The organism is Larkinella fluvii (assembly GCF_051857545.1).
Lineage (GTDB): Bacteria > Bacteroidota > Bacteroidia > Cytophagales > Spirosomataceae > Larkinella.
Genome location: NZ_JBPZHB010000009.1, coordinates 1 through 23,413 on the forward strand (window position 1 = coordinate 1; position 23,413 = coordinate 23,413).

Annotated in this window: 16 protein-coding genes; 4 read left to right on the top strand and 12 right to left on the bottom strand. The window is 52.0% G+C overall.

What is annotated here, in order from left to right:
- Positions 1 to 473 precede the first annotated feature (473 nt).
- The 4 genes from ACS5NO_RS23275 to ACS5NO_RS23290 all read left to right on the top strand — a co-directional run bounded on the left by ACS5NO_RS23275 (position 474) and on the right by ACS5NO_RS23290 (position 2,841).
- The gene (locus ACS5NO_RS23275; RefSeq protein WP_439417356.1) at positions 474 to 860 is read left to right on the top strand and encodes a hypothetical protein; all 387 of its coding nucleotides are present in this window, start codon (positions 474 to 476) and stop codon (positions 858 to 860) included.
- On the top strand, positions 857 to 1,408 hold the full coding sequence (locus ACS5NO_RS23280) for a hypothetical protein (RefSeq protein ID WP_439417357.1): 552 nt from the start codon (positions 857 to 859) through the stop codon (positions 1,406 to 1,408). The genes ACS5NO_RS23275 and ACS5NO_RS23280 overlap by 4 nt, the downstream gene beginning before the upstream one ends.
- 29 nt (positions 1,409 to 1,437) lie before the next feature.
- Positions 1,438 to 1,965, top strand: a complete 528-nt coding sequence (locus ACS5NO_RS23285; protein WP_439417358.1) for a hypothetical protein — start codon at positions 1,438 to 1,440, stop codon at positions 1,963 to 1,965.
- Positions 1,966 to 2,187: 222 nt separating this feature from the next.
- Positions 2,188 to 2,841, top strand: a complete 654-nt coding sequence (locus ACS5NO_RS23290; protein WP_439417359.1) for a hypothetical protein — start codon at positions 2,188 to 2,190, stop codon at positions 2,839 to 2,841.
- Between the two features lie 55 nt (positions 2,842 to 2,896).
- Here ACS5NO_RS23290 and ACS5NO_RS23295 read toward each other — a convergent pair whose 3' ends face one another.
- The 12 genes from ACS5NO_RS23295 to ACS5NO_RS23350 form a co-directional block, all read right to left on the bottom strand.
- Positions 2,897 to 5,308, bottom strand: a complete 2,412-nt coding sequence (locus ACS5NO_RS23295; protein WP_439417360.1) for a M43 family zinc metalloprotease — start codon at positions 5,306 to 5,308, stop codon at positions 2,897 to 2,899.
- 69 nt (positions 5,309 to 5,377) lie between these two features.
- Complete coding sequence (locus tag ACS5NO_RS23300; protein ID WP_439417361.1) at positions 5,378 to 5,893, bottom strand: hypothetical protein; 516 nt, start codon at positions 5,891 to 5,893, stop codon at positions 5,378 to 5,380.
- Entirely contained in the window at positions 5,893 to 6,762 is an 870-nt protein-coding gene (locus tag ACS5NO_RS23305; protein WP_439417362.1) for a DUF4843 domain-containing protein, read from the bottom strand. Before ACS5NO_RS23305 ends, ACS5NO_RS23300 begins: the two co-directional genes overlap by 1 nt.
- A 73-nt stretch (positions 6,763 to 6,835) precedes the next feature.
- Positions 6,836 to 8,215 carry a RagB/SusD family nutrient uptake outer membrane protein gene (locus tag ACS5NO_RS23310; RefSeq protein ID WP_439417363.1) on the bottom strand — a complete coding sequence of 460 codons (1,380 nt, stop codon included), beginning with the start codon at positions 8,213 to 8,215 and terminating at the stop codon, positions 6,836 to 6,838.
- A complete protein-coding gene (locus ACS5NO_RS23315; RefSeq protein WP_439417364.1) occupies positions 8,212 to 11,256 on the bottom strand; it encodes a SusC/RagA family TonB-linked outer membrane protein in 3,045 nt (1,014 codons plus the stop codon). Before ACS5NO_RS23315 ends, ACS5NO_RS23310 begins: the two co-directional genes overlap by 4 nt.
- A 345-nt stretch (positions 11,257 to 11,601) precedes the next feature.
- Positions 11,602 to 12,999, bottom strand: coding sequence for a RagB/SusD family nutrient uptake outer membrane protein (locus ACS5NO_RS23320; RefSeq protein WP_439417365.1), 1,398 nt, complete (start codon positions 12,997 to 12,999; stop codon positions 11,602 to 11,604).
- Positions 13,000 to 13,011: 12 nt separating this feature from the next.
- Entirely contained in the window at positions 13,012 to 16,017 is a 3,006-nt protein-coding gene (locus ACS5NO_RS23325) for a SusC/RagA family TonB-linked outer membrane protein (RefSeq protein ID WP_439417366.1), read from the bottom strand.
- Positions 16,018 to 16,525: 508 nt separating this feature from the next.
- A complete protein-coding gene (locus tag ACS5NO_RS23330) occupies positions 16,526 to 17,302 on the bottom strand; it encodes a LytR/AlgR family response regulator transcription factor (RefSeq protein ID WP_439417367.1) in 777 nt (258 codons plus the stop codon).
- Complete coding sequence (locus ACS5NO_RS23335; protein WP_439417368.1) at positions 17,274 to 18,470, bottom strand: sensor histidine kinase; 1,197 nt, start codon at positions 18,468 to 18,470, stop codon at positions 17,274 to 17,276. Before ACS5NO_RS23335 ends, ACS5NO_RS23330 begins: the two co-directional genes overlap by 29 nt.
- Positions 18,471 to 18,491: 21 nt before the next feature.
- Complete coding sequence (locus ACS5NO_RS23340) at positions 18,492 to 20,954, bottom strand: TonB-dependent receptor (protein WP_439417369.1); 2,463 nt, start codon at positions 20,952 to 20,954, stop codon at positions 18,492 to 18,494.
- A 71-nt stretch (positions 20,955 to 21,025) separates the two neighbouring features.
- Positions 21,026 to 21,838 (bottom strand): patatin-like phospholipase family protein, encoded by an 813-nt coding sequence (locus ACS5NO_RS23345; protein ID WP_439417370.1) that lies wholly within the window; start codon positions 21,836 to 21,838, stop codon positions 21,026 to 21,028.
- 197 nt (positions 21,839 to 22,035) lie between these two features.
- The gene (locus tag ACS5NO_RS23350; protein WP_439417371.1) at positions 22,036 to 22,875 is read right to left on the bottom strand and encodes an MBL fold metallo-hydrolase; all 840 of its coding nucleotides are present in this window, start codon (positions 22,873 to 22,875) and stop codon (positions 22,036 to 22,038) included.
- Positions 22,876 to 23,413: the final 538 nt, after the last annotated feature.

Here is a 23,413-nt window from a genome sequence, read left to right on the forward strand (position 1 = left end):
AGCTCCGGAGGAGCGGCCTGAAGATGTTTTTAGGCCGCTCCTCCGGAGCTACCACTAGCCGATGTAGGCGATTACCTATTGACAGGACAGGCCTCCGGCCTTAATTTAAACTCTTCTAAGCATTATTTATTTAAAAAGAGGCTGACCGGCTATTTAGAGATAGTCGATCTGCCTCTTTTCGATTTTTAACCAGATCCCGCATTCAGTACACCTTAAGTACCCTCTTTCACTTCGAATGAAAACCTGTTGTTCCCAAAGCTATTTTCTCGTAAACAAATTACAATTTACCAATATTTTATATAACAAAACATAAAAATATTTCTTGGAAAATACTTGGATGAATGTGGTTTGCTGTCTTATAATTGCTTGCAAATAAATATTACACCTTCTATTATTCAAGGATATGGATGTTTATAGAATTTAGATATAAGTCAATGCTGAAGTTTTTTTGGCTCATAATATCATTGTGTGCTTTGTTTTACCAAGAAATCCTAAGCAAATCACACAACAACGAATCTAGTTTTTCAAGGACCGATACTATAGCTAGTATTCAAACCGCCCTAGAAGATGTAAAACTCGGTTCAATCTTTAAAATGTCATTTCCAGGGAAGGAACTTAAGTTAGTACGTAATCAGTATGTTAAAGCGGACTACAAAGTGATCTACCGGGGAAAGCAGACGCTACTTATAGAGTATGACTCCTCGTATTATCACCCATCCAATGACCCAAAAGCGGCTCGCTTTTTTGGGGTTGTCAATCTGTTTAAGAGCATTTCGAAGGATCAGGCTAAAGTTGTATTGGTATTTCACGGTATAGGAATCGTAGCTGACTTTTTGGTTGATCGAGTAGATGAAAAATGACAGGTCAGCAAACGTGCATTGAGTCGGATTTAACACCATCAGTCGTTGGACACATCCTGAATGTCTTTCATTTTCATAACGAGTTAATGTTAAGATTGTCGAGAACTTTTGTATTGATTTGTTCCGCCTTTTCCTGGTATTCTTGCCAGGAAAAGGCGCATACTGACAAGATAGGTTTTACTCAAAAAGACACAATCGCAGTTATCGAAATAGCACTGGCAGATAGTACACTAAATGCAATCTTTCTTGAATCATTTCCGGGAAAGAACCTGAAAATAGTTAGTAATGAATTTGTGAAGCCTGATTATAAGATTGCTTTTAAAGATAAGCAGGTCCCGATCGTCAGCTATGATTCGACCCTCCACAATCCAACTTTTTACCCTATTCCAGCTCGTTTTTACGGAGAAGTCTTTCAATTTAAAGTACTTCCAGATCAACAAGTTGCTGTTTATTTATTATTTCGCGGCACCGGCCAAACTGCTGATTATACTGTAAGAAAATCAAATGGTAAATGGCAGATAACAAAACGAGTTTTTGGGAAAATTTAACGGTAGTTCAGGTTGCTTGATCAATCACTATGCAACAATTCTTTTTTACCTTGCTGATTTTGTTCGGCATCGGTCTCGGCACCAAAGCCCAATCAACACTTCAAGGGTTGAGAAAGTATGTGGACTTCAAACCAATCCTGCAAAGTCATTTGAAAGAGATGAAAAAGCTCAAAAAAGGCGGTTGGACTCCGGTTTCCGCTTTGCTTATCCGATCTGATACTTCTGAAGCGGTCATTTATTTAACATCAATAGCACTATTAAGTGAGTTAGAAAAGCACTTGCCTGCCAGCTATGAATTTATTGAAGGCCACCCTTTTATCATTTATGATGGATCCGAAAGATTGATCTCAGATACATTGAGCTGGTTCGGCGAATTGAAAAGTAAGATTGGCTACCGGCTCTGTGATAATGTAACGTATCTGGAAGAATATAAAAAGCCTGGTCCGAAGGAAGTCAAAATACCTTGCTCTTTTTTTTACGATTCACCGATCGAAAGGTTTACATTCAGAAAAGGGAAATTAATCGAGAAAAAAGTAGTAGCAGCGATGCCGTTTTAGAACAACAAAAACCGACTAAATGCAGTGCTTTATTTGATGGAGAATAACAATTCAAATGCCGGATGGAATGGTCTACTAACCACTTTACTGATCGGTATCGGAAGAAATAAACACGATCCATCACCTCTTATGAATATACAAATACCTTTTTACAAAATAGTTTTTGTGTTTCTGTTCGCAAGTTGTATAAATCAGGAAAAGCAGACTTCCACTCAAACACCCGTGCGGGATTCCACGACGTTCAAAGAAGAAATCGCCGTGATCAACCAGAGTCTGCGCTATCTGAACCCCGACGAGCCTAAACCCACGTGGGATTCTCCTTACCGTGGAGTCATGAGTCAGGGTCTGGACGGGGAACCGGTTTGGGTTGGCTTTATGTCCGGGGTTTTCATGCCGCCACCCGCTCATTTTAATGAACGGGTGGCACGAATGGAAGCGGACTGGAACAAGCGGTTCAAAGGGCTTGATACGGCCTACCGGGCGGTTTTCCGCAACTTGCTGGATTTCTGGAATCCTGACTTCCCGCCCAATCTGGATTCCATACCCGTCGATCAATTACCGCAAGGGGGACCTGATGATGTCGTGTGGCGGCATTGGAAAGGCTTCCCGGCATCTGACACTTACAGTATCTATGCCTTTGCAACCCCTTCCTGGCTGGAGTTACATGCGCTATCAGATGAAAAAATCCTTGGTTTCCCCTACCGGAAGTTAGGCACACTAAGCGTCTCTCATGTAGCTTTTTCACAGGATAAACAATTGGCCTGCTTCCTCTACGACATGTGGGGGTATTCCGTGCATCGCTACGGCGTTGTGTTTGCCCGGAAAGTCAACGGGAAGTGGAAAGCAGATGGCGATTATTACCTATCGATCAGCTAATGTAATTTCGATCAACTACCCTGTCAGGGTCTCCGACCGCTGACAGGGTAATTCTCTAATATTTCACCACCTTCTTCCGCACCACCTGCGACCCGATCCGGACCTCGACCAGATACAGTCCGCCCGGCACCGTTCGGAGGTCGAGCGTCCGTTCAAAACCATCGTCGATTTTCTGGTACTGCTGTTTCAGCACCTCCACCCCGGCCACATTCCGGACCGACAGCGTCAGGATGCCCCGGGACGGGTTTCGGAAGGAAACCGCCGTTAAACCGTCGCTGGGGTTGGGAGAAACCGTCAGGGCCTCATCCGGCAGCGCAGTAGGCACGCCGGTGATCGTGCCGGGTTGAACGTAAATCCGGGCCGTCGCTGTCGCATTGCACAGATCCAGACCGGAACCCGTCACGGTATACGAGGTCGTTTGTGTGGGCCGGGCAATGACCTGACCGCCCAGCGTACTGCTCAGATTCTGACCCGCCCAACTGAAAATACTGGCGCCACGGGCATTGAGCGTGACCGGTTCGCCCGGTAAAATAAACTGTTTGGATGCCGTCAACTGGACGGACGGTTTCATGCCGACCCGGGCCGTAATTTCGTGGGCAACGTTGAGCCCCTGGCGAACCCGGTACCGCTCCCATTCGCCATTGGCATTCTGCTCCCAGGAAGTTCCCAACAGCGATTCGCCGTCGCGGGTTGTGGTCAGGGCCACCGTATCTCCGGCCACATAGGTAAGCTCGATGCCGATGTGGAACGGCAAACCGCTCAACGGAACGTTCCGGTCGAAGACAATGCTGGTGGCGCGGTTGTTGGCCACATCCTCCAGAATGGTTCGGAGCGGCACTTCTTTCGTTTCCAATACCGCACCCGGTCCGTTCTGAAAACCACGGGCATTCCAAACGGTTACGGTGACGATGGATTCGGTTTGGGCACCCTGAGCGGCTTTCGCAACCCCAAACCGGAGCGAGGCTCCGTGCATGTTGTTATAACTCAGTGAATTGTCGAAGAATTCGGAAACCGCCCGGGTTCTTCGGCTGTTTTGCCCCGCTACATACCCGGTTCCGCCCGGTTGGCGCAAGACGGTTCGGGTGCCGCTGAAATTGGTCTGGTCAGCACACAGGCCGACGTTCAACACTTCGATGTACAGTTCTCTGACAAACGGGGCCGACGAACCGGCGGCATTGGAAGCCACCAGGGTCACCCGGAATTTGCCCGGCTGATTATAGGTTACTACCGGATTTTGTTCCGTCGAGGTCGAGGGCGTTCCGCCTTCGAACGTCCAGGTCCAGCTCGTCGGGAAGTTGGTCGACAGATCGGTGAAACGCACCTGACCACCCAGCAGAACCCGGAGGTTTTCGGCCCGGAAATTCGCCGTCGGACGCGCTACGACGGACGTACCGCAGACGTTGGCGTTCACCAGGTTGGCCCGACGAAGGGCCACTTCCATCACCGCCCGCATGCGGGTTTTCTGGCCGCGCGTGAAGATGTTGAAACAGGCGTCGTCGGAATAATCCATGTAATTTTCGACCATGTTGGTACCTCCGCAACTCACGCGCCCTTTCTGGCAACCCCGGCTTTCGGATGCCTGTGTCGGCGTGTCGTCCACAAAGTCATTCCCGCAGTTGGCGTCTCCCCAGATGTGAATTAAGCCCAGCCAGTGGCCCACTTCGTGGGTCAGCGTCCGGCCCAGGTTGTAGGGAGCCTGCATCACCGGGAAGTTGCCTTTCTCGGCATTGCCAAACGACTGATACCGGATTACCACGCCGTCGGTGCTGCCAGCCCCCGAATTGGGCGACAAACCCGGCAGGGTCGACTGGCTCGGAAACTGCGCGTATCCCAGCAGACGGTCGTCGGAGGCCGCGAAATCGACTACCCAGATGTTGAAGTATTTTTCGGGGTCCCAAGACGTGTTCGGTTTTAAAACGCCGTCGATATCCGCTTTGCTCCAGGTCGATTTGCCAAAATTAGACGCACCATTTACCCGGTCGATCCCCCGTTCCGTAATCGTTCCGCCCGTGGGGTTGATGGCGGCCAGGCAAAATTCGATTTCGATGTCGGCACCGTTGGGGTTGTCGTTAAAACCCCGGGTACCCGGTTTCCGGCGAAAGTCTTCGTTGAGCGTTTCCAACTGGGCTTTTACCTGCGCTTCGCTGATGTTACGACCGGTTCCGACGGCTTCGCCCGCGTGTACGACGTGGACCACCACCGGAATGGTCAGCACCACATCAGCCAGCCGACCCGTCCGTTCCAGTTTTTTGATCTGTTCAATGCGTTCCTGGAGTGTCTTTTCAAAAGCCGCCCGGCTACCCATTTCGGGATATTTTGCCCGTAAAGCACTGTCCATCTGCATGGTAGCACATTGCTCCCGAGCCGGCTGACTGGCCAGTTGCTGCCAGGCCGGGATTTGCTGGGCCGATCCGGGGTAGAATCCGCAAACAAGTAGGGCAACCGAAAAAAGTATACGTTTAAGCATAAAAGCAATCCAGTTAGGTCGGTAATCGATCTGGCGGTTTAGGCCGAAATTCATCACCGTATTTCTCCTTTATTTTGTGGTAGAATTGAACGTAAACCGGTAACTGGCGTCAATCGGTTCGACGTAAATTTTGTCGTAATAGATTTCCACTGTCATCGACGTTTCCGTCAGATTCTTGATGGTAAAGGGCAAAATGCTGCCACTGAAAACCGGAATGACAAATTCCAGGGTAGCGTTAGAATTGATCATCGTCCAGCTATCTTCAAAAAGCGTATCGGCTTCGGTCGTGCTGCATTTGGTAGTCCCATTGAGGTATTCGAGTTTGTGAGACTCGTCGGCATAAAAAACGTACCGATCGTCGCTCCGGCAGGGATCAAGTGCATTTTGAATTGGTATTACCCCGGATTTTTCGCCCTGATCCACCACTTCGAATGACACCAGCCGCCAGATTTTCTTTTCAGTTCCGGTCAGCAACTGGCTGTAGGTAATGGGTTTCGGTTCCAGCTTTTCGGAACACCCGGCAAACAGCCCCACCAAGCCTGCTGATAAAACCAGAAATCGGATAGATGTTTTGATGCTTTTCATTATTGTGGCGTATACGTGAGCGGAAACGTAATGGTCCCTACCGAATCCTGGCCGGAGGGGGTATTGAAAGTGGCTCTCCAGCGCAGACTCAGGGTGATCTGACGGTTTTGCGGATTCCATGAACCCGTACCCGACAGCGTATCTCCGCCCAGATCCGCATTGGACTGAACCGGAATCGTCAGGGAATTATCCCCGTTATCGACAAAAGTGAAGGTGGGTTTGATGGCGTTGAATCCAAAAAAATCAGCCATCCCGATGTTCCAGTTTCCGATGGTGTAGGTTTTGCAATCGAGACTGGAAATGGCAATATCGGGTAAGGTAGCGGTGTTGGTCGACAGTTGCAGGATGTTCACGTAAGCCCCATTTTGCCGGGCACCCGAATAGGTCCCGCTGAACAGACAATCATCCTCGATGGTGAACGTAATGCTTTTTCCCAGCAGCCCTTCTTTGCCAAAACCCACCCGCAGCGACGAAGGCTGCACGTCGGTCAGCGTAAACACCACCGTCTGGGATTCCAGAATGTTGTTGGCGTTGTTGATCAGCTTCAGATTGATGGTTCCCGAACTCTGCTTGGCCGGAATCGTCACCGTGCCTCTGGTGCCTTCAATGGCGTAATCCTTGCCCTCGCGGGCGGTTCCGCTGATGACGTAATTGATTTTAATGGCCTCGTCCAACTGCGGTCCGGCATTGTGAACCTTGATAGCAATCGTTTTGCTGTAACTTTCCTTGTAGGTCAGCGACGAGTCGGTAAACCGCACAAAATACGGTCCTTCAAACGTTCGGTCGATGTCCTGTTCCTCACAGGCCACCACCAGCCAGCCCGTGGCCAGAGCGATAATACAAGTCAGTAGGTATTTATAGTGTCTCATTTTCGTCAGAATTCAACCCATGCCGACAGTTCGACTAACTTTTAACTCTTAATTCTTAACTCTTAATTCAGACTCAGTATCCCGGATTCTGTGCGTCCTTCAACGCCGGATTGCGTTGAATTTCGCCATTCGGAATTGGCCAGCGGTCGTAAGTGGCTTTCCAGTTGGGCGAAAACGCCGTCATGACAGCCTGCAACCGGCCCGTCCGGATGAGGTCGAACCAGCGGTGGCCTTCAAAAGCCAGTTCATACACCCGCTCCCGCTCAATCGCCGAAATTGCTTCAGCCTGATTGGCAACCGACACATTCGGAGCTTTCGCCCGGGCCCGTAACACATTCAGGTCGGCAATGGCCCCGGCGGTTCCGGTCAGTTTGTTTTGCTGCGCCCGGGCTTCGGCCCGAATCAGGTACATTTCAGCCAGCCGAATCAGTACAATATTGTTATTATCGTTGTCTGCCGTGCCGTATTTCTGCATCGTCCAGCCGTTGTCGTCGCCCTGCAAATTTTGGGAATTAAACGCTACCGTGGCCCGGCGCGTCCCCGATTCGGTCGACAGCAGGGAAACCACCACCTGATCCGAAGGAATGACTTCCCGACGTCCCACAAAAAGGTTGGTCAACCCAAAGTTACTGGTTCCGGGGTCGTCGGACAGCCCGTAGCCGACCTCCAGAATAGACTCTCTCGTAAAATCTTTGCTCACAATGTCTTCGAAGTTGGTTTCCAGCGAATACACTTTGGCATCGATCACCCGGGTCGCATACACCTCTGCCTGGGCCCAGTTTTTCTGGTAGAGGTAATACCGGGCCAACATGGCCTGGGCAGTTATTTTGTTGGCGTAGGTGCCGTTTACAACCTGTGCCGTCGAACCGGCTTCGATGGTGGCCAGATCGGTTTCAGCCGCTCTGAAATCCTCCAGCACCGACGCCAGAATATCGGCCTTGGGCGTCCTCGGAATGTTCCGGTTGGTTCCCTGATCGGTGGTGGTTACTTTGGGAATATCACCGAACGTATTGGCCCCAATGAAGTTGGCATAGCCGCGTAAAAACCGCATTTCGGCCAGCACCTGCTTTTTGGTAGCGGCAGAAACGCCACTGATGGGTGGCAGCCTTTCGAGCACAAAGTTGGCAACGTAGATGGTCCGGTACAGGTTGCTCCACAGGGAAGCCGGTGCGCCGTTCGAGGAGGTAATCTGCTTGGTGCCCAGTTCGCGGTAATCATTGAAGGTTCCGTTGTGCCGGATGTAATCGGCCGTAAAATCACCAGCCATTATGTTCGTGGCCGCCATGCCCCGGAGCGCACTGTAGGCACCGATTCGGGCCGGTTCCACATCGTTGGGTTCGTTCAGAACCAGGTTATCGACCAGCAAATCGACCGGTTTGGGTTCCAGCACGGTCGTACAGGAAGCCAGCCAAACCGTGGCCAGAATGGCCGTATAGCGAATGAATCGGATCATAGATTTAAGGTGATTCCCACCATCATGGTTTTGTATTGAGGAATGGTGAAAAAGTCGATACCCTGAGCGGTGGTCGAACCGTCCAGCGTGCTCACTTCCGGATCGGGACCCGAATACCGGGTGAGCGTCCAGAGGTTGGTGGCCGAGGCAAAAATGCGGGCGGTTGACACAATCCGAAAGCGCTCGACGTATTTTTTGGGCAGGTTATAGCCCAGCGAAACGTTTTTCAAACGCAGATAAGAGCCATCTTCAATAAACCGGCTGCTGTGGTAGTTGTTGTACGTATTCTGGTAGACATACCGCGGTACACTGGTGATGTCACCCGGTTTTTGCCAGCGTTCCAGGGCCTTCCGCGACTGATTACTCTCCAAATCCGCCCCGGTGTTGATGCTAGACGTACTGGTAAAGTTCAACATCTTGTTGCCATACGAACCCTGAAAGAAGACGTTTAGATCGAAACCCTTGAAGGCAAACCGGTTGGTCAGACCGCCAAAAAGTTTGGGTTGGGCATTGCCAATCACCTGACCGTCATCGCTGTTGATCCGGCCGTCGCCGTTGAGGTCATCATAAATGGCATCGCCCGTCGCCGGATCAACCCCCAGGAACTTCAAGCCCCAGAACGTACCCAGCGGGTGCCCCTGCAAAACCACGTTTGTATTCCCGACCCCATTGGCGGTATAGCCCCGAAATAATGGACCATCGTTGGCCAGTTCAACCACCTTGTTGATGTTCCGTGATAAGTTTAAGTCCGTACTCCATTTAAAACCGCCCCGGTCGAAGTTGACCGTCGATACCATCAGTTCAATTCCCCGGTTCGAGATTTTCCCGATATTGCCCTGCAAGGTTCCAAAACCGGTCGTCGACGGAATGGGCTGGGCAAACAGCAGTCGATCGGTGAGGTTGTCGTAGACATCGAAACTGATACTGAGCCGTCCATTGTAGAGCGAAGCGTCCAGCCCCAGGTTGGCTTCCCGCGTCCGCTCCCATTGCAGGGTTGGGTTGGCCAGGGCCGCCGGGCCTAAGCCCGTTGCGCCACTGTAGGTCACCGAAGCCCAGGTTCCCAGAAACTGGTAGTCTCCAATCCGTTCGTTCCCCGTAAAACCGTAGCTGGCGCGGAATTTCAGGTCGTTCAGAAACCGGAACGATTCCATGAATTTCTCCTGCGAAATCCGCCAACCCACGGAGGCCGACGGAAAGAGCCCGAATTGCCGATCTTGACCAAAGCGGGATGAGCCGTCGTAACGGGCCGTCAGCGTCGCCAGATACCTGTCATCATAATCGTATCGCACTTCGCCGAAGGTGGAGATCAGCCCGCTTTTCAGCAAATTGGAAAAACCGTTATCGACAATACCGGCCGAGGTGATGTACGTAAAGTCATCGCTTGGAAATAACCGGCCCGTAACACTCCCCGACCGTTCCTGCCGTTGGAGAATTTCAAACCCCGCCAGAAAGTTAAACCGGTTTTTTTCGTTCAGCAGAACGTTGTAGGTCAGGGTGTTGGTATTGATAAAGGTGGTATAGGTTCCCGAAGTAAAGACCCCGTAGCCGCGCCCGCCCACGCTTTCCAGATACCCGCCAATGGCGGTTTGCGACGACTCGAACTGGTCTTCCGTCACCTGGTTGTAGTCGATGCTCACCTTGGACCGAAACCGGAGATTCTGGAGCAGTTCGTATTCGGCCCAAAGACCGCCCAGCATTTTTACGGTATAGGTGTCGAACCGGGGCAACAAGGCTTGGGCCACCGGATTGAAGTTTGGAAAACCGGCGTAATTCGGATCGTTGGGGCCATACAATTTTCCCTGTTCGTTGTAGGGCGAGTGAAAGGGCAGTGATTTGAGGGCACCGGAATAGACCCCATCCAGAAAGTTATCGCCCTTGACCCGCTTGTTCAGCGTTCGCGATAACGAAATATCCGTTCCGAACGACAGTGCCGAATTGGCTTTGTGATCGAAACTGAACTTGCCCGACATCCGGGTCAGGCGGTTGTTCAACTGAATCCCTTCCTCATCCCGGTAATTCCCACTGATGTAAAAATGGGTTTTTTCGGTACCGCCCGATGCCGAAAGCTGGTATTGCTGGTAGAGTCCTCTCCGCAAAACCGCATCGACCCAGTCCGTATTGATGCCGTCGGTGACGCCCTTGATCAACCCCAGTTTGTCGGGGTCCTGCCCGGCATTGATCACGGCTTCCCGTTGCAGATCAAGTAACTCGCTGGAGTTGAGCAGATCAGGTCGGCGGACAATTTCGGTCACCCCGCGCTGCACTTCGGCCGCGAATGTCGTTTTCTGATTGGCCTTTCCTTTTTTGGTGGTTATCAACACCACCCCGTTGGCGGCCCGCGACCCGTAAATGGCTTTGGCGGAGGCATCTTTCAACACCTGCAACGACTCGATGTCGTTGGGGTTGAGGAGCGAAAATGCATTGTCGTTTTGGCCCCCGAAATCGCGCGACGACAGCAAACCGTCTTCGACCGGCACGCCATCGACAATGAACAGGGGGCGGTTGCTGGCCGTGATGGAGGTGCTGCCCCGAACGCGGACGGTGATGCCCCCGCCCGGTGTTCCCGACGACTGGGTGACCAAAACCCCTGCCGCCTGGCCTTGCAGGGCCTGGTCGAAACTGGTGACGGGAATCTCCTTGAATTTGTCGGCGGTTACGGAAACCATCGATCCGGTAATGTCTTTCTTCTGCACCGAGTTATACCCGGTCACCACCACCTGCGCCAGTTCGTTGACGGCTTCGGCCATCTGAAGATTGATGACCGAACGGTTGTTGACCGGAATGTCCTGAGAAATCAGGGCGATGGATGAAAACGTCAGGATGTTTTTGTCATCGGGGACGTTGATGCTGTAATTGCCATCGGCATCGGTGCTGACGCCTATGGTGGTTCCCTTCACCACGACGTTCACGCCCGGCAGCGTCGATCCGTCCTGTACTGCGGTTACCCGCCCCGCTACCCGACGGGTCTGCCCAAAGGCCAGATTTCCCGACAGAATAATGAATAAGAACCAACAACTTAAAAAAGTATAACGTTTTCTCATCTACAAATACTGGGTGTTAGAACGAATCTCATGGGCAAAAACCGGTTACTTCTCATCCCCTTTGAAGGGTCAATATACTGATTTTTCAAACTATTAAACGCTGAACCAGGGCTAATCTATGTATACCAAATAAAAAAATATGTAACATATACCATGACGCTTTTTTTTTGTGCAGCGTTGTGCTTCTGCCAAATAAAAATGCCGTACCCAGTGGATACGGCATTTTTAAATAGAGTATTTCAAAATGTTGAATATCAAATGATAAATAATAAATGCAAAAGTACGCGGACGCTCCCACTTTTACATTCAACATTCATCATTTGATATTCGTCATTTTATATCACGTTAATACCCCGGATTCTGAACCAGCAGGCTATTGGCGTCGATTTCGCGTTTCGGAATGGGCAATACCAGCTTCGGATCGTTCCAGTTGAGGGTGCCGGTCATGCCTTTCGTGCGCTTGATGTCGTGGATGCGCAGGCCTTCGAAGGCCAGTTCCAGTTGGCGTTCCTTCAAAACCTGAGCCAGGGTAGGCGCGGCAATCGGAGCCACTCCGGCCCGCTCGCGAACGGCGTTCAGATCTTCAGCGGGTGTGGCCCCCGTGGTGGTCGAAAGCCGCAGGTTACACTCGGCGCGCGTCAGCAGCATTTCCGACAGACGAATCACGGGAATGTTGGCGTAAAAATCCGCCCATTTTCCGGTGTAATACCGGGTTCCGGCTCCTTTCACACCGATGTAATACAAATCCGTCCGGCGTGCATCCGTCGAATCATACGACTCGACAAAGCTGTTCAGCACCTGAACATCCCCCCGGCCAACGGCAGCCCCCCCCGCCGGAATGCTGGCGTACAGGGTTGTTAACCCATCATTGGTCGTTCCGGGGTTGTTCTGCGTATTTTCCTGAATCTCGAAAATACTTTCGGCCGTATTTTTGTTCCGGAAAACCGTCGTCACGTTGGCATTCAGTTGGTAATTCCCCGATTCGATCACCTGATTAACCGCAGCAAGGGCTTTCGCATAGTCGGACTGTTGCAGGTATACCCGCGACAGAAACGCCAGGGCTGCAAATTTAGACGCCCGCAACCCATTGTCTTCCGGCATCAGCGTCGTTGCCTTCGTCAGGTCATCGAGTACCTGCGTATACACCTGGGCTACGGTATTGCGCGCCCGGGTTTCGGCGGCCTGTTCCTGCCCCGTTGTGGCCCGCAGCACCAGCGGAACCCCCAGTTGATCATTGGCCGCCGTCGCTCCCCAGGGCAGGGCAAACAGGCGAACCAGCTCAAAATACATGATGCCCCGCAGGAACCGCGCTTCGCCTTCAAAGGCGGTTTTCTGGTCGGCATCCGTCACTTTGTCCAGCGACTCCAGAATATTGTTGGCCACGTTGATAACCTGATAGGCCGTAATCCAGGTGCGTTGCGCTTCGACGTTGGTGGCCAGCATCTGCCGGTTGGTCACTTCCCGATAGCTCGCAAACGTTCCGCGCCAGGATACTGAATTATCGGAAGCCAGCAGTTCAGGAACCAGGTTCAGGTTGGTTCCATACAACTCGCCATCGGCCAGCCCACCCCCGGTTCCGGTCAGAACGCCATAGGTTCCAATCAAGGCACTTTCAATGTCCTGCGCCGTCGATAAAGCCGTAGCAGCATCGACCGACTGGCGGGGCTCAAGATCCAGTTTGTTGTCACAGGCGGTTATGCCCATTATCATGGCCAGACTTACGGATATGATTATTTTTTTCATGTTCAGTTTCGATTAAAAGCCAAGATTCACACCAAACGTAAAGGTTTTCGCCTGCGGAGGAGTATAAAAGTCGTGCCCTAACGCAATGTTGGCCGTCTGGTTGGTCGAGTTGATGTACTGCGTGTTCACCTCTGGGTCATAGCCGGTATACTTCGTAAACGTAAACAGGTTCAGCCCCGAAACGTAAATCCGGGCGGTTTGAATGAAGGCTTTTTTCAGGAGTGAACTGGGCAGATTGTAGCCCAGTGAAGCGGTTTTCACCCGCAGAAACGAACCATCCTGCATCCAGCGGGATGAAATACTGGTTCCGTTGGCCGCGCCGAATTCAGCACGTGGAACATCCGTCACATCACCCGGTTTCTGCCAGCGATTCATCTGGTCTTTGGTCTGGTTATCAAAATAATCACCATTCACCGACTGGTAAATACCCGCTACGTTGAAGAGATCGTTGCCGGAAACAAACTGAAGCAGAACACTCAGGTCGAACCCTTTGTAGGAGAAGTTGTTGTTCAAACCGCCCGTAAAATCCGGGTTAGGATCGCCCACAAACAATTCCGGAGCCGAAGCGTAATCGTTCGTGGGTTCCCCGTCGGCCCCCTGATACAAGGCATCGCCGTTGGCCGGATCGACACCTACGTATTTCTTGCCGTAGAAAATACCCAGCGGCTGGCCCACCGTCACGTAGCTCAGGAAGCGGGAATTGGCCCGGATGGGCGACACATCCAGCCGCGTCACCTTGTTGCGGTTGAACGAGATGTTGAAGTTGGTTGACCAGCGGAAAGCGCCAACCAGGTTTTGCGAGGTAATGCTGAATTCAAGACCCCGGTTGCGCATGCTGCCGATGTTGCGGGCAATCGTTGAAAAACCGTTGATGGCCGGTTGCGGCACGTTCAGCAGCAGGTCGTCGGTGATCTTGTTGTAGAAATCAATCTGGCCGTTGATGCGGTTATTGCGAAAACCAAACTCCAGACCCAGGTCAAACTGCGTCGATTTTTCCCAACGCAATGCGGCATTGGCCACCTGCGACGGACGAATACCGACCTGGTCGCCATAATTGATGGTTCCGTACAACCCGCGTGAATCGAAGTTGCCGATTTCTGAATTCCCGGTCAAGCCGTAGCTGGCGCGCAGTTTCAGCAGGCTCAGAATCGGCAGGGCATTTTTGATAAACGGCTCATCGTTCAGAATCCAGCCCACCGAAGCCGAGGGGAAAAACCCGTAGCGATTGTCGGCCCCAAAGCGCGACGAACCGTCGATCCGGCCCGTAAAGCCCACCAGATACCGGTCTTTAAATTTGTAATTGGCGCGGGCCAGGTACGAAAGGATGCTGAAACCGGTTTCGGTCGAGCTGGCATCCGTTTTCTGGCTGGCACTGGCGAGTTCCTGAAACTTGTCGTTCGGAAAATTCCGGCCCGTAGCCGACACCACCTGAACATTCTGCTCCTGATACGTCATCCCGGCCAAAATATCGATCGTGTGGTCGGTACCGATGTTTTTCAGATAGCTGAGCGTGTTGTTGGTGGTCCAGTTGTTCACCCGCGTCATGGCCTGATAGCCGTAGCCGGTCGGAGCACCATCTTCCGTAACCCGGCCCTGGTAAATTTCTTCCTGCAAATTCAACACATCGAAACCGTACTCGCTCCGGAAAGTCAGTCCCGGCAGAAGCTGGTACTGCCCGAAAATATTTCCGAACGTACGGAAGGTGCGGGCGTAGTTGGAAGCGTTGTCGAGCTCCACCAGGTTGTTATAATACAGCGTCGAACGGTTATAGCCCGTCGGATCGCTGGGGTTGTAAATGGCCTGCAGGGGTGGCAGGGCGTTCAACTGAATCGGGTTTGAGAAGGCATTATCGCCCGATACTTTCTTGTTGTTAATGGCTGAGAAGGCAATGCTGGCGCCCACACTCAGCTTCTTGCTCACCGTGTGATCGACATTCAACCGCATGTTGTTCCGGCGGAAGTTGTTACCGATGATGAAACCAACCTGTTTGTTGGTCGCACCGCTCAGGCTAAACCGGGTTTTATCGTTCCCGCCGTTGATGCCGAAGTTGGCCTGATTGACGGCTCCCTGCCGGAAAGCCGCCCCCGCCCAGTCGCTGTCGATGCCGGAGTTGGGGTCAATCCCGTAGCCCGGAAAACCGTCGCTCGGATCGTTCGGATCGATGCCGGCGTTGGTGAGCGACTCCGTAAACAGTTCCTTGTATTCGGCCGAATTTAAAAACTCCCGTTTGCGGGTTGCGTTCGTGATTCCGGTGTAATAGCCAATCTGGATATTGGTCCGACCGGCTTTTCCGCGTTTGGTCGTAATCAGCACGACCCCGTTGCTCGCGCGTGATCCGTAAATTGCCGAGGCCGAGGCATCTTTCAGAATCTCAATGGATTCGATGTCGTTCGGGTCGATGTCGGCCAACGGGCTGAACAGTTCGGTGTCGGTTGTGTTGACATCCTGCGAGGTAATGGGAATCCCGTCCAGCACATACAGCGGTTCGTTCCCGGCGGAGATCGAAGCCGCGCCCCGAACCCGGATCTGCAAGGCCGAACCGAGTTTGCCACTTCCCTGCGTAATCTGAACCCCTGGTGTCCGGCCCTGCAACGCCGTTTCAAAGGTTTGTACCGGAAGCTTGGCAATATCGTCGCCTTTCACCGTCAGTTGAGACCCCGTCAGGTCACGGCGCTGTTGCGTTCCGTAGCCCACCACAACCACTTCACTCAGGGCGCGGGTGTCGTTCACTAGCTTCACATCGATGGTGCTGCGGTTGCCAATTTCTACTTCCTGCGTGGTCGTTCCAATGAAACTGAAAACTAGCGAACCACCCGATGTCGGTACGCTGAGGGCATAATTACCACTGGCATCGGTCTGGGTTCCCCGCTGGGTTCCCTTCAACTGAATGGATACTCCCGGCAAGGCCGACCCGTCCTCGGAGGAGGTGACCCTTCCAGTCACCTGCCGATCCTGCGCCATCGCCGAAGCCCACACCAGGGTGATTAGCAGACAGCTAAACAGTAATGATCTTCTCATACAAATAGGTTTGGTTTGTTGAAAAAATGAAAATGAAAAAAAACAATCCCCCGGAAAATGGGAATTTACTTAAACGCAATTTAATGCAATTCGGGTGATATGCAGAACCATATCATCAAAAAAAATGTATGCCTGCATACTATTTACCAGGTAATTTAGAATCCGGCAATCCATTCCCAATCACCAAAAATACAATAATTGCCTAATAATCAAAAGATTACCCATTTTTTCTGATTTATTTAAAATACCTTCCTGCGGCACAGGCAGGATCGGGTATTTACTCCGGTCAACTTTCCCAATGGGTGACTCCCGGCATCGATCCCTGGTTGGAATTACACTCATAATCCTATTAGAAAGATTAAATATTTTATTTAATCTTTACCAAAGACCGGTTAAATCGGAAGGTGTGCTTCCGATTTAACCGAATTGCCAGTCATAGAAACACTTAGTTTATGATTATCGATATTCAGTAACAAAGGAAAGCTGGAATACCCCGAACGCCGTTGCGTCAGACCGATTTGGAATAAAACGCTTTCAGGTTATCGCGGTAATTGCGTGTCCACTTCAGTTGCTGACCGGTTTTAAGTTTAACGATGTATTCCCCGTTGAAATAAGTTTCAACCTCGGCGATGAAATTGAGGTTGACGATGTAGGAGCGGTTGATTCGCACAAAGTCGGTCGGATCAAGCCGTGTCTCCAGGCTCGTCAAGCTGTCGTAAATCGTGTGCCGCTCCTGGGCCGTGTGCAGGGTAATGTAATTGCCATCGGCGTCCAGGTAACTAATGTCGTCGGCCTTCACCAGATACATCCGGCCGGTTTCTTTCACCAGAATCCGGCGCAGATAGGCCCCGCTGGGTTGCGCAGCCTGTTCGCTCATCAACTGACTCACCAAGGCCTCGATTCGGGGCTGGGTCCGTTGCGAAAGCCGCTCCTGCACCCGCCCCAGTGCCTGGTGAAAGCGCACTTCATTGAACGGTTTCAATAAATAGTCGATGGCGTTGACCTCAAAAGCCCGCAAGGCGTACTGATCGTAGGCAGTGGTGAACACCACAAACGGCTGGTGGTGGGGCCAGATTTCTTTCAGCACCTCAAACCCGTCGAGTTCGGGCATCTGAATGTCCAGAAAAATCAGATCGGGGCGGTGTTGAAGAATCTTGATGACGGCTTCGGTGCCGTTGCCCGCTTCGCCCAGTACCGTAACCGACGGATCGGCCTGCAAAAAGGTGCGAATGACACTCCGGGCCAGCATTTCATCGTCAATGATGAGCGAGCGATAGGTTTTCATGCGTAGAGTTGGTGAGCAAACGAGGTTCGCAGGGAAATAAAAGCGTTACGATGGTGCTGCCACCCTGCGGTTGTTCGATGGTAAAATGAGCCGCATCGCCGTAGGCCTGACGGAGTCGCAGACGCGTGTTATTCAGTCCAAGACCGCCCCCCTCCCGTCTTTTCCGGCGATGGCCCATCCCGTTGTCAAAAATCGAAATCTGGATTTCGCCGGGATGTCGGCGGGTGCTGATGCGAATCAGGGCGTCGGTGGTGAGCCCCGAAATACCGTGCGTCACGGCGTTTTCGACCAGCGGCTGTAGCAGCAACTGCGGAACCGGACAGTTTTCGGTGGACGGGTCAATGTCATATTCGATCCGGAGCCGATCCTGAAACCGGATTTGCTGAATCGCCAGATATTGTTGGGTCAGCGTCAGTTCCTGCCGCAACGTCAGAAAATTCGAATCCTGGTGCGCCAGCACGCCCCGCAGCAGATCGCTCAGGGTGGTGACCATGTCGATGGCTTTCCGCGTGTCGTTTTGGAGCATCAGACTCACAATAGCATGGTGCGTATTAAATAGAAAATGGGGATTTAACTGCATCTTGAGCGCCTGAAGCTGGGCACCCGCCAGTTGTGTCTTCAGTTGTTCATTGTTCAATTCATACGTTAGATTCTGTTCTTTCAGTGCCTGGTAGCGATGGGTGTAGGAAATAATGCTGTACCCGACGACAACCAGCAGGTAGTTGGTAACACGCAGTGAATACGACCAGAAAAACCAGAAAGGAATATTTTCGGGGCCAATCGGCTTTCCAATTTCGTAGGCATACAAGGGCGAAACGAGCAGATACGCGACACTGGAAACCAGCAGCGAAAAACCCGAGGCAATGAGCACGTGAATGGACAACGATTTGATCCACGCGCCTTTGCGTTCCAGCAGCCGGATCGGGAAACGCTGTGCGGCTTTCAGAATCAAGGGCGTAAATCCGAGCCACATCAGATACGTAATGAACCATTCGACCGATTCGGCGATGTACATTTTCGATTTACTGCCCAACAACCAAACCAGCGTACTCTGAACGTACGAGAATAGGGCCAGAACACCCCAGAAAACCAGCGAATAACGCCAGAACTGGCGGCTGGTAATCGGGATGCTGGCCTGCTGCAAAAGTTTATTGATGAAGTTTGTCATTGGGATTCGTATAGGTACGGGTTAATTCATCCGGCGTTGTTCCTCCTCAGAAACCGTCCGGCGGTTCCCGGCTCCTTTTAATTCCCGGTTTCCAAAATGGTAGGTGAACGTCAGGCGGGCGACGCGGGTTTCGGCGTAGGATGCAAACCGGAAATCCATTTGCTGGAACTGCAGCGTTCCCCGATAGCGCTGCGTCTGAAACAGATCGCCCCAGTTGAAACGCAGAACGGCTTTTTTCTGCCACAAACTTTTCTGGAAGCCGATGCTCACCTGACCATACGCCCGCATTTTGTTCTGGCTGTAGACGTACGGCGAATTATAAGAGGCCGCCAGTTCAGCCGACAGGCCGTGCGGAAAAACGAACGTATGGTGGCTGGTCAGATTGGCCGACGTCCAGGTCGTGTTCAGTGGTGTTCCGCCCACCCCGGATTGGTAGGAACTGTACGACAGATTAGCGGTATTGCGGGCCGACCACCAACGGGCAAATCGCACAGGCGTACTCAGATTCAGCCCCAAAACCGTTTGTTTCGCCAGATTGACGAGCGTAACCCGCGTGACGCCGGTGGTGTCATTCTGTTCGTTGATGTCGGCTATGACGTCCCGGGTCTTTGCATAACTCACACTCACCGTCGTTTCGTCCTTGTAGCTATAACCGAGCTGGAAAGCGTCGGTATATTGCGGTTTCAGGTACGGGTTGCCCTGCTGGTACATATACGGACTAAAAATCCGGATGAAGGGGTTCAGAAACTGGTAATCCGGCCGGTCGATCCGGCGGCTGAAGGTATACTGGAACTGGTGGTTTTTGCCCACCTGGCGGGTCAGCGATACATTCGGAAACAGGTTCAGATACGACCGCTTTACGGTATGATGGGCCGTTACGGAATAGGCTTCGGTTTGGGTCTGCTCCAGCCGAAGACCCACTTGCAGGGTCCAGTTAGCCCAGTTTCGGCGGCCCGTCAGATAGCCGGCGTGGATCGTTTCGCGGTATTCAAATTGGTTCGTGCGGCTGGTGTCGAGCTGCCAGGGTATGGTTTGTCCTGCCTCCGCGCGTTTGGTCTCGAACCGCAGATCATTTTTGAGCGTCACAAAACTGCTTTTCCAGCCGCCTTCCACGGTGGTCCGCCGGTCGACGGGATGCACGTAATCGGCTTTGGCAGCCCGGATCAGGGCTTTCGATACGGTATGGAGTCGCTGAAAATCCCGGGGACCGGTTTCGACGCCCTGCGGGTTCAGGTAGCGGTTTTCAAACTGTTCCAGCGGCCGAAACGAGGCATCGGAATAATCGACATCCAGCAGCAATTCGCGTCCCTTGCCACCCCGGCTCGTTGTGTCGAATCGATGGCGGTAATTCAGGTTGGCCGCCAGCCGGTCGATGTTGCGTTGGTTGTCGTTCCCGGTTTCCTCGGTAGAGGTCAGAATGCCGGCTTTGTACAGCACACTGGTGGTTCCGCCCTGCGAGCGGTTGCCAACGTTCATGCCGTTCAACAGCAATCCGATGGTCGAATGGCGGTTGGGCGCAAAATCGGCACCAAACCGAAACGAGTGGCTGGTGTTTTGAATGGGTCGGTAGGTATCCTGCCGGATCAATAATGGCTGTCCGTCCGGGGCCAGCCGCCGGTCAATGTTGGCCACCGACCAGTAGTCGCGCTGATCGAATGCGTAGGTACCATACCAACTCCACGGGCCAGTCCGGGCATTGAGTATCAGGCCCGTATTGTATTTCAAAAACCGCCCCTGACCCAATCCGGCAGTCAAATTTCCGTTGAGCCGTTGGGCCGACCGGTTGCGTTTCAGACGGATGTTGATGATACCAGCATTGCCGGCGGCATCATAGCGGGCGGGCGGATTCGGGATGAGTTCAATGGCTTCGATGGTGTTGCTGGGCGTGTTCCGGAGCAAATCCATCACCTGGGCCGCCGACAGATAGGTGGGCTTGCCGTCGATCATCACCAGCACATTGTCACGCCCTTTCAGGCTGATTCGGTCCGACTGCCCATCCACCACCACGCCGGGTGCTTTTTCCAGCACTTCAAGGGCCGTCCCACCCGTGGCCACAAGGCTGTTCTCAACGTTGAGAACCGTTTTGTCAAGTTGCTGCTCGATGAACGGTTTTTGGGCCTTCACCGTCACCTGGGACAATTGCCGGGTTTCTTCACGAACCACCAACGACGGCAGTTGGGAGTTCCACTGGATTTCGCCTACTGTAAAGACACGGGAATAGGTTTTCTGAAACCCTACCAGCGAGGTCGCCACCAGATAAGTTCCGGCAGGAATGGTCTCAAATTCATACACGCCCTGCTGATTACTCACCGTCCCTTTCACCAGGGTCGAGTCGGTCGCTTTCAGCAACAGCAAGGTCACCAACTCCAGCGGACTGCCCCCCGAATCGTGTACCAGACCCGTCACCCCGCCGAATTGCGGAGGCTGGGCCGTCAGGCCACCGGAAACAAAAAGAAGCGCAACAATCAGAACACGTTTCAACATTACGGTGCATGGAAAGCTGTTTTCTGATGAAAACTACGACTTCCCGATGCGTCTTCCCAGACTCAATTGGCTCAACCGGGGGTTTTATTGTTTGAATTGGGCGAGATCGTATCTGAAATGAATGCCGACTCCAGCGTCCTGATCAACTGGGGTTTGATCGTCTGGGTGTATTGATAGCCAATCCGGAAAAGATCCCGGGCGCGACGCCAGTCGAAAACATCGTAACGGCTCAATTCGGGCGGTTCGATCAGCAAGTGGCATTTGGCCAGCCGCTCCCGGGTTTTGCTGCGGACGGCCAGAATGAGACTGCGTTCCAAAACGCCTTTGACGGATGTAATCGGTTTTTGGGTTGCGAACGGGTTGCAATGAATCCCGACGATGAAATCGACTTTGTCTTCGATCACTTCAACCGGCATGTTGTTCAAAACCGCCCCGTCGACGTATTGGCGTTTGTTGATCAGGTAAGGTTCGAAAATACCGGGCAAACTGCAGGAAGCCAGAATGGGCCTGACGAGTTCGCCGGTATGGAAAACCGTCAGAACACCTTCGGTCAGGTCCGTCGCTACCACATGCATCGGGATTTGCAGACTTTCGAAGCAATCGTGCGGTAGATATTTCCGGTATAATTCCTCCGCTTTGTCGAGCCGCAACAGCCCCAGCCGGGTAAACGCGGGTCGAACGTGGCGATAAAAGGGCGTTGTCTCGATAATTTTCAGGATTTCGTCGGGCGTATAGCCATTGGCGAATAAAGCACCGGCAATGGCCCCCGCACTCGTTCCCGCAATCTGATCGAACACAAACCCTTCTTCCTGTAAGCCCTTCAAAACGCCCAGGTGCGCAATTCCCCGCGCCCCTCCTCCGGAAAGCACCAAGCCAATTTTCATTTTTTTACGACGATGACTTCACTTTTGCCCGTTCTTTAGGGGAACGGGGCAAAAGCGAAAGAATAAAGAATTAGTAGACGTATTAATGACGTTCAAATTCGAAAAATTGCGGAAAACCAAACTGAACTTCCTCTTTCAGGTAACGAAGCGCATGCTGGTTTTGCTACGGGATGTTACATATAAAATCTCGTTCCGGTTCATTCCAATAACGCGGCCAACTCTCCTTTCTCCCGGATTCGGATGCCTTTCTCAGTGGCTTCGACGGTGGCGGCTTCAACAACCGGATCGTGTTCGAACACCAAAATCCAGTTTTCTTCGGCCGCCTGCTTTAGCAAACGCGTTTTTTCTTCCATCGTCAACAGCGGGCGGACGTCGTAACTCATAATCCAGGGCAGGGGAACGTGGGCCGACGACGGAATCAGGTCGGCCACATAGGCCACTTTCCGGTTGCCGACCTGAAAAACCGGCAGCGTCATTTTCTCCGTATGACCATCGACCTGCACCAGTTCGACATTCGGAAAGGAAAAACCGCCCTGGTCGACAAACTTCAACTGCCCGCTCTGCTGCAAGGGTTCGATGTTTTCCTTCAAAAAAGACGCTTTTTCACGCGGATTCGGATTTGTGGCCCAGTTCCAGTGCGCACGGTGGCTCCAGTAGGTTGCGGATGGAAAGGTAGGTACGAGTTGATCGGAAGACCGGGAAACCGCCCCACCCACATGATCGAAGTGGAGGTGGGTCAGCAAAACATCCGTGATGTCCTTCTCGGAATACCCCGCCTGCCGAATGGATTTCAGCAGAGATGCCTCTCCGTGAGGTTCGTAGTGACTAAAAAACCGGGCATCCTGTTTGTCGCCCAGCCCCGTGTCCACCAGCAGCAGCCTATTGCCTTCTTCCACCAGCAAACAGCGCATCGCCCAGGTGCAGAGGTTACGCTCGTCGGCCGGGTTGGACTTGTTCCAGAGTGACTTCGGCACAACACCAAACATAGCCCCACCATCTAATTTAAAAAAACCGGTATCGATCGTTTGTACAGTCATAGTAAGGTCGCAGGGTTCTTGGAAAATGAATAATCAGACTTCTATATACACTATTATCGGCATACCATGTCCCATTGGATAAAGAATGGGTCATTAAAATGACATTAAACAGCACTATTTTATGCATTATAAACTAGATTTGCTTTGTATTTATCAGACATATTTAATACTTTTAGGCATTGATTGAATACTCAACGTGTATGAACTTAAAGAATCTCACTGCATACTGCACTCTCCGGGCAGGTAAGAACGCTGCCGTTTTTGGTGCTGCTGGTTTCGATAATTCATCCATATCCATCGTACGTTATTTGTTCCGTTTCGGGTTGTAAATAACCCTGTAAATGCAGGATGGATTCCTGGATTCAATGATATATAAAATTTCGCTTGCAAATAAGTGATCAACCGGAAAGTCCGGTATAGAGGTTCCTTCTATCTGTTTTCGGTTCGCCGAAGCGGTTGCATGGAATGGTTATACTGATCTTTTTTTGAGCCTTACTCTTAACCGGGTAAGGTAGGTAGGACAGAGAAAAATGGTAGC

Excerpts from the sequence above, each read along its gene's own strand:
- ACS5NO_RS23345 (WP_439417370.1), bottom strand. The coding sequence starts at position 21,838 with ATGAAAATTGGCTTGGTGCTTTCCGGAGGAGGGGCGCGGGGAATTGCG.
- ACS5NO_RS23325 (WP_439417366.1), bottom strand. The coding sequence starts at position 16,017 with ATGAGAAGATCATTACTGTTTAGCTGTCTGCTAATCACCCTGGTGTGG.
- ACS5NO_RS23280 (WP_439417357.1), top strand. The coding sequence starts at position 857 with ATGACAGGTCAGCAAACGTGCATTGAGTCGGATTTAACACCATCAGTC.
- ACS5NO_RS23320 (WP_439417365.1), bottom strand. The coding sequence starts at position 12,999 with ATGAAAAAAATAATCATATCCGTAAGTCTGGCCATGATAATGGGCATA.
- ACS5NO_RS23310 (WP_439417363.1), bottom strand. The coding sequence starts at position 8,215 with ATGATCCGATTCATTCGCTATACGGCCATTCTGGCCACGGTTTGGCTG.
- ACS5NO_RS23340 (WP_439417369.1), bottom strand. The coding sequence starts at position 20,954 with ATGTTGAAACGTGTTCTGATTGTTGCGCTTCTTTTTGTTTCCGGTGGC.
- ACS5NO_RS23350 (WP_439417371.1), bottom strand. The coding sequence starts at position 22,875 with ATGACTGTACAAACGATCGATACCGGTTTTTTTAAATTAGATGGTGGG.
- ACS5NO_RS23285 (WP_439417358.1), top strand. The coding sequence starts at position 1,438 with ATGCAACAATTCTTTTTTACCTTGCTGATTTTGTTCGGCATCGGTCTC.
- ACS5NO_RS23295 (WP_439417360.1), bottom strand. The coding sequence starts at position 5,308 with ATGCTTAAACGTATACTTTTTTCGGTTGCCCTACTTGTTTGCGGATTC.
- ACS5NO_RS23330 (WP_439417367.1), bottom strand. The coding sequence starts at position 17,302 with ATGAAAACCTATCGCTCGCTCATCATTGACGATGAAATGCTGGCCCGG.
- ACS5NO_RS23315 (WP_439417364.1), bottom strand. The coding sequence starts at position 11,256 with ATGAGAAAACGTTATACTTTTTTAAGTTGTTGGTTCTTATTCATTATT.
- ACS5NO_RS23335 (WP_439417368.1), bottom strand. The coding sequence starts at position 18,470 with ATGACAAACTTCATCAATAAACTTTTGCAGCAGGCCAGCATCCCGATT.
- ACS5NO_RS23305 (WP_439417362.1), bottom strand. The coding sequence starts at position 6,762 with ATGAGACACTATAAATACCTACTGACTTGTATTATCGCTCTGGCCACG.
- ACS5NO_RS23300 (WP_439417361.1), bottom strand. The coding sequence starts at position 5,893 with ATGAAAAGCATCAAAACATCTATCCGATTTCTGGTTTTATCAGCAGGC.